The organism is Acinetobacter sp. YH12211, from assembly GCF_013418015.1.
Taxonomy (GTDB): Bacteria; Pseudomonadota; Gammaproteobacteria; order Pseudomonadales; family Moraxellaceae; genus Acinetobacter; species Acinetobacter towneri.
The window spans coordinates 1-10,494 of the sequence record NZ_VPCW01000046.1 but is presented as its reverse complement, the minus strand read 5'-3'; the positions used below and the strand labels follow the sequence as shown (position 1 = coordinate 10,494).

Here is a 10,494-nt window from a genome sequence, read left to right as displayed (position 1 = left end):
TTCGCAAGAGATGCGATGGATGTCTGATGATTTGTAGTCATAAATTTTAGTCCCCACTTGTTTCTAAGTGGGGACTAAATTAAGGCTTATAGGATGAATTCAGAAGGTGTGTTCAGCGGACGCTTACTCTAGATCAGCATAGCTTTCCCCTACTGCAGCTTTTTTGCTTGCAAATGGATCATGGTGAGCTAGCTTGTTGGCAAAGAATTGAATCTGTTTATCTGTCAATTTCTTAGGTTTATTATGCGTAATTGCATCCACAGGTTGCTTAGGTTTGAATGAAAAAGTCTCCGACAAACCCGGTACGGTTCATTAAAATTGGTATGGGATTCAGCGGACGCTTACGGTTTTTCTAAGTTGTCTGTCATTCTTTTTTTCTCTTTTTTTATTCTTATTAGTATTTTTTATCCCTATATTTCAAAATTTGATTGAGCTAGTATCTAAATATTGTATTAGCTCTCAGGGATATTATGTACGATCCTAATAAAGATCCACGCTATGATCCGAAGATTGATAGTCCAGGTGTCTATTTCAAATTTTGGTTTTTTATTGGTGGCTTTCTACTGTTGTGCTATGTGCTTATCAAAATCCAAGATGCATATAACTACGTTGCTAAGAGCATAGCTAACTTCTTTGAACCTATTTTAAAATTTTTAGGATTCTAACTATTTTCAGCTTCTTTAATACGTGCCAAGATGAAGTTAATTACATCCTGTTGTCCTAGATTAAAGGCTGTCTGAGTTGCTGAGTCTTTATCAAATGCTAGTGGTACGTGGAATAAAATAATGAGTTCATCTAGTACCTGTATTCCTTCTTCACTTGTAAAGACTCTGTGATATTTATTACTGTTCAAGCATTGCTCCTAGCTCTTCTGGTGTCATCTGTTTAGCTTGGTCTTTTGCTATATCCATAGCTGTTGAACCTACTTCTGACATTAGAGCTTGTTGCTGTTGTTGTTCTTGCATCGCTTGTTGTTGCTGTTGTTTAAGCTGTCTCAATTCTGCTATTTCATCTTCTGTACGAAGTGCTTCTTTAGGTACGTTGTCAACGGCATTCTAAAATTGACCCCTTTTACCTTACAAATGGCAAAGTAAAATTGACCCCTTTGATCTCGTATTAAATTTCAACCTGGGGCTGAATCCCAATTCTTTTTTTATCCTTCAAACGATAACTCTCACCCGATATTTGTACCACATGAAAGTGATGCAATAACCGATCTAACATCGCAGCGGTCAACGTAACATCATCCGCAAACGACTTAGACCATAAGCTAACAGGTGAGGTTGTACCGCTATATACGCTTGAGACTAAGAGTTGAATACCTTCACAGGCTGTTGTGTCATACAGTTCAGCTCTTGCTTGTTTTCGTTCTTGTGATAGTCCTGATGCTGTTACGTCTTGGAAGCTTTGCTGACGTTCAGGAGCGCAATATTTATAACAATCTCGCCAATGGCTTTCATGTTTTACACGTTCAGATTTAAGTTGAGACAAACGCTTTAATAGTTGTTGTGCGTCCAATCTCTTTAAGCCCCTGTTTTCGTGTTACTCGAATTATTGTTACCTGTATTATTAGCTGTATTAATTACATTACTTGCGCGCCTAAATAGCCTGGATGAGCTGTTTCGATTTCACCACAAGCAACGTCATCCTCATGCTTACGTTCAAGTGCCGCAATCTGCTGATCATTTAATTCAATACCATCCTGTGCCACTTTAGCCTCAAGTGCTTTTAAACGCTTTTTAAAGTTTTCTAAATCATGACGAAGCCATATAGAGCGAACCCCACTCCCTGAAACGAATACACCCTTCTTGCGTAATTCATTACTCGTACGGTGCTGACCATATGCGGGATATTGAAATGCGAAATCAATAACAGCCTGTTCAGTAGCATCATCTACTCGGTTTTTTAAATTTGGTACTCGACGGGATTTATTGATCAGTGCGTCAATATCACCAGACTTCACTAACTCTTGATAGCGATAAAATGTATCTCTTGAAACACCCATCACTTTGCATGCTCTGGATACATTCTGAAGCTCTTCAGCTAAATTGAGCAGACCTACTTTGTGTTTAATGATTTGATTGTTAGTATGCAACATAAGAAAGTTACCTTTGTTTGATTAAGATTTCGACACCTTTATCAAAACGGGTAACTTTCTCTTTTTCAAGAAGAATGTACGATCAAGTCTGAACTAATACAGATAAGAGGCTTTGGCAGAGATTCTATTATCCAGTAATTCTGTGATCATCCCAATAACACGGCACTACAATCAAAGTGTTTTCATGTAAGCGTGACCATAATCTGACACCTAAATCCTGTTGCATATTCTGTAATGTAAAATTGGAAATTAGAAGGGTAGATTTCATACTGTCATAGCGACTATATGAAATTTTATGCACCATTTCCAAACGTTTCTCATGCCGATCATGCAAGCCATATTCATCAATAACCAGTAAATCAAAACTTGAAAAATGGTTGATTACTTCATTTTCAGAACGTGATGTTAGCGGCAGTGTAAAAATGACCCCCTAATGGCATTTAAAAACTGACCCCCTTGGTTAATATAGCGTTTATTTAGACCTGAATTTTTGATTTTTTGTTGTAGTAAACGCTGTTGTAGTTCAGCTTCATAAGCTACCTGTGATTGGTGTACAGTTTCTTCCGCACATAATTTACATAGCTTATGACCAACAATTTCCATTACAGGTATTTGATGTATAGGGCACACGTCTGATGCTTCTGCATGTATTTGGAGTGCTTTAAACACGGGATTCATGGTTATTCTCCTAAGTCCATTTTTATTTTTTAAAATAAAAATCTTTGCTTCTTTCAAAAGGACTATCATATTTTTATTGGAGATCACCGATATAGACCGGATTCCAAAGTGAAAATTATTGTTCATTTTTCTACCTTTTAATTGGTGTAAAAGGTTTAGGTCATCAATTAGATGACCTTAGTTTTTTGATTTATGAGTAAGCAAGATTGGTTAAGTAGAGGCGGGCTTTCTTTGCCAAATTTCCATAATCAGCCTGTCCATCATCTAGCTGTCGTTGCAACCAAAGCCTTAAAGCTTGATGGTCATCAAAACATTTGTTTACGTTTAGCATAAAAGCGAGGTTGTGTAGTTTGGGAATTTGAAACTCCTGAATGAGCTCTCTCGCCACTGCATCAGCTTCCTGTGACACCACAACACCGCCAAAGAATGATTTAGTCATACTCATTCTCCATGTCTTTTAACTTTTCAAGCATGAGCTCAAAAGCACTGCCATCACGACGGGTAATATTAGGAACATAGCGACTGTAAACACGGAACAACATTTCAGTGGTTGAATGCCCCAATTGTTTGGCAATCCATTCTGGGTTTTCCCCAGCTGAGAGCCATAATGTCGCTGCAGTATGCCGTGTTTGATATGCACGACGACTTTTAAGACCTAAAAATCTTAATAATGGATGCCATACACGTCGATTCACTAAGCGATAGTCCAATGGATTGCCATTTCGCATAGAAAAAACGAATTCAGAGCGACTCTTGACAATGTTCTTTTGTTCTAAAAGAGCTTGATACACTCGTTCACTCATTTGGATGACACGGTCTGATCCATAGGTTTTGGTATCACCAAGTTTGCCGTTGACCAAAGCTTCTTTGATATAGATTTCGCGACGTTGAAAATTGACGTTATGCCACCGTAACCCATCAATTTCACTGGTACGCATACCTGTGAAGAAGCGAACGGTATAGTACGGTTTAAAATCATCGCGTACAGTCTCTAAGATCTTCTGTACTTCCTGTAAAGTGAAAGGTGTTACATCAATGCGACTTTCCTTTAGATTCTTAATATTTTTATATGGCGAAACAAAATTGTATCGTTCCGCTGCATCATTAAGTATCATACGTAAAGGAGTCATGATCTGATTGATTCTGGACGCCTTCAGACTTGCTTGCTTTAAACCGTAATTCACTTTGGCGAGAGAGGAACGGAATTCAAGCAAGTCTGGCTTTTTTATCTGATCCAAGCACTGATGGCCTAATGCAGGGATCAAATAATTATTTAAAATAATCAGTACCTTTTCCTGGTAGGAACTGCGCCATTCAATTTTTTTCTCATCAAACCAAATATGCGCAAAATCCTTAAATAGGGGTGTTGATGAGCTCAGTACAGCTTTACGTTGCTGTATCTCACTAAACTGTGCAACTCGTTTGCTTTTAGGAAAATACTTTGCATACTCGAACGTCCCTAAAGTGATTTCTGCCTCAAGCTGCTCTAAACGTTTTTTGAGTAGTTTACGGTTTTGTGTTGTCGCTTCGAGACTAGTTGTTTCTCTGCAACGAACACCTTGATAGCGGAAGTCAACAACGAGCTTTCCATAACGTTCCTGAATATTAGCCATATGCCGTACTCCTTATTGCAAAGTAGTTAGCCCTAGGCTTGTGAACTTCAACATATCTTCTTCAATACGTTCCCAAACAAACAAAATTTTGCGTCCACCGAATGGGCGGATGTAATGAATGCCCTCAAGGAAAATACTGTCCTTAAGTTGGTTACGGATGGTACGTGGGTCGTAATGAATTTTTTCAGCCAACTGTTGGGCTGTCATGTAGGTGTATGTCATAATCATATTCCTGTAAAACTTCATTGGATGTAGGGATAAATTGCATCCTTGAAGGTAAATTACCCCTAAAATTGCTTAAATGCAATTAAAAAGTAATCGGATTAGAGGAATTTATTGTGATTATTTGTAAACTGCCAACTCTTTTGGCTGAAAGAAGGATGAGAGTCGCGGATCTTATTCGTGGTACTGGTATTAATAAAACGACATTGCATAAGCTTTATAATGGTGATTTGACACGAATAGATTTCGATACTATTGATAGGGTATGTGATTTTTTAGATATACAGGTTGGAGAGTTATTTATATTTGAGCGAACAAATCATACATTGGTGCAGGGAAATAATAAGGATATAAGCAAGGAATAATAAGATACATAATCACTAATTTTTTATGTAATTACAAAAAAAGGCTTGATCAATTAGATTCAGCCCAGAACAGGAAATAGCGAGTAAAAAAGTTGAGTCACTTTCTGGTCACCATTTGGTCACTAATTCCAAATGTAATATTCTGTTAACTTACTTTTTTATGTATCAGATTTTTTGATTGATAAAAATATTTATTAAAATCAACAAAAAAAGCCCCTATCTTTCGATGGGGGCTTTTTGAATCTGGAGCGGGAAACGAGACTCGAACTCGCGACCCCAACCTTGGCAAGGTTGTGCTCTACCAACTGAGCTATTCCCGCATGCGGTGTATAATACATGATGCAAAAATAGGGTCAATCATTTTTTGCATGTCATTGTACTGACTGAATAAATAAACAACATTTTTGGAAAATAGTGCGGTTAAATGACTTAGGTTGTTTGTTTTATAAAAGTTTTCATTGTCTGCAAAAATATTAATATCACTTACAATGCGCTGCAGCTATGCGAAAAATAAAAGCATCAGACATAAAAAATCCGCAGTACTAAATTTCTAAAAATGAAGCCGACTGCGGATTTTTTAGGTGATTCAAAATAATTTTATTAAATTTAATGTAATTAGACAATAAAGTATCATACTAAAATCTTGGTAAGCGGTTGATTTTTCATATTAGGACAAACAATAAAGTTTCATACCAAGCTCATGCTTGAGGAGTTCAACTCAGAAAATATATACAATAAAGTTTCATACTAAGATGTGGAAATTAGCTGAGCTTTTTCCGCATCGTAGTAAACAGTCTCAATAGAGCCTTTTTTAATATGATTAATAATGTCATTAATGATGTTAAGAGAAACCAAGAACCATTCTTTTGGTTTTACAGGTTTCCCAAATCTATCTTCGATATTAATATCCAACTGAGCTGATTGTAGGACCTTATGAATCAACTTTTCTAATTTATGCGGCACAATATTTTCTGGTAACCCATAGCTAGCAACAAGCTCAACATCTGCGAGTAGATAACTAGGATCATTCTTTGCATCAGTAATCCGCTGGTTGACCTTACTTGTGGTCACACCAATTTTGTGAATGACATCTTTATGCTCTTTAATGAATGAGTTATCTGACTTACTTCGCAAGACATAAATAGTGCCACTTTTAATTTCGATGGGCTTTGTTGCACAAAGATTTGAAATGCAAAGCGCCCCTAATTGTGCCAAATTTAAGGCGTAACTTGGGTAAGTGGTCGACCTAATTCCGTAAATCTGTTGAGAACTGCTACACGTGCATGAATTTCATTCACCTGACTAGGAAAGCTTCTTGCCATTAATTTATCGCCTAATAATTTGATGCAATGCATCTTGGTTTCCACCAAACTTTGGCGATGATAGCCTGACCATTTTTTCCATAATGTCCTGCCTAAACGTTTAACTGTTCGAAGTAATTTATTTCGCTCTAGCGATCTACTCTTTGTATCTTTCCATGGTTTCGCATTTTTTCTAGGTGGAATCACCGCATATGCTTGCCGATCTGCAATGACCTGACGGCATTGCTTGGTGTCATAAGCTCCATCGGTATAAACAGAGTCAATCTGCTCATCTTGTGGAATCTGATTAAGTAAATCACCAAGCACCTGTGAATCACTGACATTATTGGTTGTGAGCTGAATAGCGCGTATTTGTAGGGTTTTGGCATCTATACCAATATGTAGTTTACGCCATTGGCGACGATATTCAGCTCCATGTTTCTTGCGTTTCCATTCGCCCTCACCTAGAAACTTCATGCCTGTAGAGTCTACGAGTAGATGCAGCCCATCGCTACTTTTTTGGTAGCTGATTGCAATATCAATATGCTTTTGTCTTCTACAAATGGTGGAATAATCTGGTGCTGTCCAATTTAATCCGCAAAGTTTAATCAGACTTTGCACAAAGCCAGTAACCATACGTAAAGACAAACGGAATAGAGATTTAATCATTAAGCAGCATTGGATAGCTGCGTCGGAGTAGGTTTGATTTCGCCCTTGTTTGCCTTTTGATGGAGCATACCATTGCGTAGCAGGATCAAACCAAATGGCAATATTTCCGCGACTCATGAGTGCTCGGTTATATGCGGGCCAATTGGTTGTGCGGTAGATTTTGTGTGTAGGCTTCTTCATTTGAAAATTATATCGCTGAAAAAGCCTTTACAGATAGGTTTGTGCAACAAAGCCCTGATGATGCCTGATTGCTGTTCGACTGAAAAATCGAGAATAGAACCCTTCATATATAGCCCTGCTGTGATGGCAAACTTGATTCGCGCCAGTTGTGTTATTGTGTTGCTGAATATACCTCAAAAGATACCAATTTATCTTCAATCAGGTGGTTTTTGAGTCGAGCCAGTTTATTTTTTTCATATTCATGTAATTGTTCTTCTCGAACATCAATCAAGTTGAGCTGATGATCTAAATGAAAAGCACAGCGTGAGTCGAAAGTCCGATCTGTACTAAACACAGCAACAATACTGTGGTCTGCTAAAAAATAAAAATCGTAATCAGGCAGCGTATCAAGCAGTTTTTTGGTATAAAAAATTAAGATTGGCGTATCTTCACCTTCCATCAAAATATCACCACTGCCTTGTTCTAAAACTTGTTTCCATGTCGGAATATAGTCTGCATGTTGATTGGTGCAGTCTTCATCTACGCCATAATGCTCGAAGCGTAGACTTGCTCCTATTTCTTTTGCAACGAAAAAACGATCAACCATAATGGCTGTTTCATGGTCATATTGTGGATAGCGTTCAGGATGAGGCAGATAACAGTCTTCAAGAAGTTTTGCGAGATAGTACGCATTGGGTAAAAAAGCATGTTCACAGTGTTGAGTCCGAATTTCTTTGCTTTCACGATGGTAATGCGCATATTTTTTTAAATTTTCATTGAAATAGATGGCTTGTTGATCATCGGTATACAGTTTTTTATCATTGTTGAGTTCAGTCGGGGTGTAATAACTGGATTTTTTAAAATCTTGATAGTTTAAGAAATTGAAAAATAGAAAGATGATGACAGCAATGATAATAATGGTGAGTAGCACAATGAATCCAAAAATTGAGCGTTATGTATCAAATTTTATAGCTGATGCCCAATCTTTTGGCAATATCAACAGCATTGAACATCCATGCTTTTTGATCAAATGCTGTGGTTGAATGATTTTGCTTTAAGCAATGATTTTTGCTAAAAATATAGTGATACAGATAACCACCACAAGCATGATTTTGCTGTAAATACTGCCAATAAATAGAGATGACTTGGGTTGTTCTTCAGAATTGAGCCAGTTCCCTTGATGATCAAAAATAAGAACATTTCTAGCACCTGCATTGTAGCCAAGCTCACGTAATGCTCGATTCTCTACAAAGGTGATTCCACCTTCAAATTCCTCTTTTACTTGTAACAATAGAATTGGGCTTGGGTCATACCATGGTAATTTTTTCATTTTGATTAACTGCGTTAAGGTTGATTCAGCAGCCTCAAAATTTGCAATGATTGAGCGTGGATGATCATATTTTTGAGTGGGTAGGGTGGTGTGTTCAATTTGTCCTTGATGATTGAGTATTTGCATACGGTCACGGCACATTTGTACCCAAATAGCTTTTGGAAATTCGTTTAGCTTTTGTTGAAGTAGGTTGTTTGTCATATTTATTGTGTAAGTTTTTGATTTCGGTTAATTATAGATATTCTACTGAAAATTGTAAGCGTCCGCTGAACACACCTTCTGAATTCATCCTATAAGCCTTAATTTAGTCCCCACTTAGAAACAAGTGGGGACTAAAATTTATGACTACAAATCACTAGACATCCATCGCATCTCTTGCGAAAAAACGAAGAACATACAGTGCTGAATTTAAACAGCAGATCGTTCAGGCTTGTAAAGCACCGGACGTTTCAATTGCTTCAGTCGCTTTGCAACATGGATTGAATACAAATCTTGTATCCAAATGGATTCGCTTAATTGATGCTAAGCCAGGGAGTGATCGCTCACCACTACCGAATAAACCTGCATTTATTGCCTTATCTTGCTCTGCACCATTAGATCCTACTCCTACTGACATGTTAAAAGTTCAAATTACTTTACCCCACTCAAAAGCAGAAATTGGCTTGAAATGGCAAGTATCGAAAATATCTGCTTTAGCAGAATTACTCAAGGCACTGGCAACATGATCCGTATCAATGAAATTTGGCTCTCTACCCAGCCCATGGATATGCGAGCAGGGATGGATACGGTCATGGCGCAGATTATGAAAGCCTTTGGCTCAATCAAACCGCATTGTGCTTACCTGTTCTGTAATAAACGTGGCCATCGCATGAAAGTGCTGGTACATGATGGACTGGGCATCTGGCTGTGTGCCCGGCGGCTGGAACAGGGAAAATTCCACTGGGCTCAAGTTCACCAGGGTGAAAGCGTAGCTCTCAACCCGGAACAGTTACAGGCATTAATCCAGGGTTTGCCTTGGCAGCGCATTGGACGACAGCAGGTGGTGACGATGCTTTAAACCAGGCTGTTCCATTCTGCTATTCTCCAAACGTTCTATTTCATTCTTCTCATGACCTCAGGCATACTGCGGTCATGAATACACTGCCTGACTTAAGCCGTTGACACCATGAACAACTGCTAGAATTCACCAGACAGTTGGCGATGCAGCATCAACAACTCGCAGAAGATAAACAACAATTAGATGTCAAAGTTCAACATCTTGAAGTCACCAATCAGCAATTAGATTCTAAAGTTCAACATCTTTCCATTCTCAATCAAAAATACGAGCATGAACTGGCGCTGTTTAAACAGCATAAATTCGGCAGTAAAAACGAACATCTCACCGCAAAACAAATCCACCTGTGGGATGAAGCGGTTGAAGAAGATATTGCCGCGGTTGATCTAGAACTGGAACGGCTAAATGCAGATAAAACCAATGCAGCGACACACAAAGCCAAAACCAATAAACCTAAACGTCGACCACTGCCAGATCATCTACACACCATCCGTATTGAGCATGAACCTGCATCAACCCAATGCAGTTGTGGCTGCCAGTTACGTCGTATCGGCGAAGATATCAGTGAAAAACTGCATTTCAGACCGGCACAGTTCTATAAGGAACAGCATGTGCGTGGTAAATGGGTCTGTGATCAGTGTGACACTCTGACTCAGCAAGCGATGCCCGCCTATGTGATTGATAAAGGTATTGCCAGTCCTGAACTGCTCAGCCATGTGCTGGTATCGAAGTATGCCGATCATTTGCCGCTGTACCGTCAATGTCTGATCTATCAGCGGGCTGGCATTGATCTGTCCAGATCCACGTTATCTGACTGGATAGGTCGCTGCGGTGTAGAACTGGAACCTCTGGCCAATGCCTTAAAAGAGGTGGTGCTGCAACAGCAGGTGCTGCATGCAGATGAAACACCGGTCACCATCATGCGGATGGGTGAGAATGATAAAAAACCGAAGAAAGGTTATGTCTGGGCCTATGCCACCACACAGTACAATCCAGTTCAGGCGG

At 38.8% G+C, this 10,494-nt stretch carries 13 protein-coding genes, 1 tRNA gene and 5 pseudogenes; 4 read left to right on the top strand and 15 right to left on the bottom strand.

Annotated features, from left to right (window positions below):
* Positions 1-126: 126 nt before the first annotated feature.
* The 10 genes and pseudogenes from FTU98_RS13285 to FTU98_RS13245 all read right to left on the bottom strand — a co-directional run.
* Positions 127-288: pseudogene (locus FTU98_RS13285) on the bottom strand (replication initiation protein); the annotation flags it as partial.
* A 373-nt stretch (positions 289-661) separates the two neighbouring features.
* Positions 662-853, bottom strand: coding sequence for a hypothetical protein (locus FTU98_RS13280; RefSeq protein WP_104484722.1), 192 nt, complete (start codon positions 851-853; stop codon positions 662-664).
* Positions 843-998 carry a hypothetical protein gene (locus tag FTU98_RS13275; RefSeq protein WP_180051545.1) on the bottom strand — a complete coding sequence of 52 codons (156 nt, stop codon included), beginning with the start codon at positions 996-998 and terminating at the stop codon, positions 843-845. The genes FTU98_RS13280 and FTU98_RS13275 overlap by 11 nt, the downstream gene beginning before the upstream one ends.
* Before the next feature lie 118 nt (positions 999-1,116).
* A pseudogene (locus FTU98_RS14110) lies at positions 1,117-1,278 on the bottom strand (ATP-binding protein); the annotation flags it as partial.
* 27 nt (positions 1,279-1,305) lie between these two features.
* Positions 1,306-1,491: pseudogene (locus FTU98_RS14105) on the bottom strand (portal protein); the annotation flags it as partial.
* A gap of 100 nt (positions 1,492-1,591) precedes the next feature.
* A pseudogene (locus FTU98_RS13265) lies at positions 1,592-2,098 on the bottom strand (helix-turn-helix domain-containing protein); the annotation flags it as partial.
* 127 nt (positions 2,099-2,225) lie between these two features.
* Positions 2,226-2,776 (bottom strand): annotated as a pseudogene (locus tag FTU98_RS13260) (ATP-binding protein).
* Positions 2,777-2,966: 190 nt separating this feature from the next.
* Entirely contained in the window at positions 2,967-3,215 is a 249-nt protein-coding gene (locus FTU98_RS13255) for a hypothetical protein (RefSeq protein ID WP_180051543.1), read from the bottom strand.
* A complete protein-coding gene (locus FTU98_RS13250; RefSeq protein WP_180051542.1) occupies positions 3,208-4,389 on the bottom strand; it encodes an Arm DNA-binding domain-containing protein in 1,182 nt (393 codons plus the stop codon). The genes FTU98_RS13255 and FTU98_RS13250 overlap by 8 nt, the downstream gene beginning before the upstream one ends.
* Positions 4,390-4,401: 12 nt before the next feature.
* Complete coding sequence (locus tag FTU98_RS13245) at positions 4,402-4,611, bottom strand: hypothetical protein (protein WP_004644831.1); 210 nt, start codon at positions 4,609-4,611, stop codon at positions 4,402-4,404.
* 116 nt (positions 4,612-4,727) lie between these two features.
* On the opposite strand from FTU98_RS13245, the gene FTU98_RS13240 reads away from it, so the two are divergent.
* Entirely contained in the window at positions 4,728-4,976 is a 249-nt protein-coding gene (locus FTU98_RS13240; protein WP_180051541.1) for a helix-turn-helix transcriptional regulator, read from the top strand.
* Between the two features lie 244 nt (positions 4,977-5,220).
* Here the strand turns inward: FTU98_RS13240 and FTU98_RS13235 are convergent.
* From FTU98_RS13235 to FTU98_RS13215, 5 genes are all read right to left on the bottom strand, one after another.
* Positions 5,221-5,296, bottom strand: a tRNA-Gly gene (locus FTU98_RS13235).
* Between the two features lie 427 nt (positions 5,297-5,723).
* On the bottom strand, positions 5,724-6,191 hold the full coding sequence (locus tag FTU98_RS13230) for a GIY-YIG nuclease family protein (protein ID WP_257220054.1): 468 nt from the start codon (positions 6,189-6,191) through the stop codon (positions 5,724-5,726).
* A gap of 2 nt (positions 6,192-6,193) precedes the next feature.
* Positions 6,194-7,126 carry an IS5-like element IS17 family transposase gene (locus FTU98_RS13225; RefSeq protein ID WP_081401976.1) on the bottom strand — a complete coding sequence of 311 codons (933 nt, stop codon included), beginning with the start codon at positions 7,124-7,126 and terminating at the stop codon, positions 6,194-6,196.
* 151 nt (positions 7,127-7,277) lie between these two features.
* The gene (locus FTU98_RS13220; protein WP_180051540.1) at positions 7,278-8,036 is read right to left on the bottom strand and encodes a hypothetical protein; all 759 of its coding nucleotides are present in this window, start codon (positions 8,034-8,036) and stop codon (positions 7,278-7,280) included.
* Positions 8,037-8,159: 123 nt separating this feature from the next.
* Positions 8,160-8,636: a hypothetical protein gene (locus FTU98_RS13215; RefSeq protein WP_180051539.1), complete on the bottom strand. Its 477-nt coding sequence runs from the start codon at positions 8,634-8,636 to the stop codon at positions 8,160-8,162.
* A 164-nt stretch (positions 8,637-8,800) separates the two neighbouring features.
* On the opposite strand from FTU98_RS13215, the gene FTU98_RS13210 reads away from it, so the two are divergent.
* From FTU98_RS13210 to FTU98_RS13200, 3 genes are all read left to right on the top strand, one after another.
* Positions 8,801-9,160, top strand: a complete 360-nt coding sequence (locus FTU98_RS13210; protein WP_180051546.1) for a transposase — start codon at positions 8,801-8,803, stop codon at positions 9,158-9,160.
* Complete coding sequence (tnpB, locus tag FTU98_RS13205; RefSeq protein ID WP_180051538.1) at positions 9,157-9,492, top strand: IS66 family insertion sequence element accessory protein TnpB; 336 nt, start codon at positions 9,157-9,159, stop codon at positions 9,490-9,492. The genes FTU98_RS13210 and tnpB overlap by 4 nt, the downstream gene beginning before the upstream one ends.
* Positions 9,493-9,608: 116 nt before the next feature.
* The coding region (locus FTU98_RS13200; RefSeq protein ID WP_257220055.1) for an IS66 family transposase at positions 9,609-10,494 on the top strand (886 nt) is incomplete at its 3' end.

Bases quoted from the DNA above. Each gene is read 5' to 3' on its own strand.
- FTU98_RS13255 (WP_180051543.1), bottom strand. From the start codon at position 3,215: ATGACTAAATCATTCTTTGGCGGTGTTGTGGTGTCACAGGAAGCTGAT.
- FTU98_RS13250 (WP_180051542.1), bottom strand. From the start codon at position 4,389: ATGGCTAATATTCAGGAACGTTATGGAAAGCTCGTTGTTGACTTCCGC.
- FTU98_RS13245 (WP_004644831.1), bottom strand. From the start codon at position 4,611: ATGACATACACCTACATGACAGCCCAACAGTTGGCTGAAAAAATTCAT.
- FTU98_RS13225 (WP_081401976.1), bottom strand. From the start codon at position 7,126: ATGAAGAAGCCTACACACAAAATCTACCGCACAACCAATTGGCCCGCA.
- FTU98_RS13215 (WP_180051539.1), bottom strand. From the start codon at position 8,636: ATGACAAACAACCTACTTCAACAAAAGCTAAACGAATTTCCAAAAGCT.
- tnpB (WP_180051538.1), top strand. From the start codon at position 9,157: ATGATCCGTATCAATGAAATTTGGCTCTCTACCCAGCCCATGGATATG.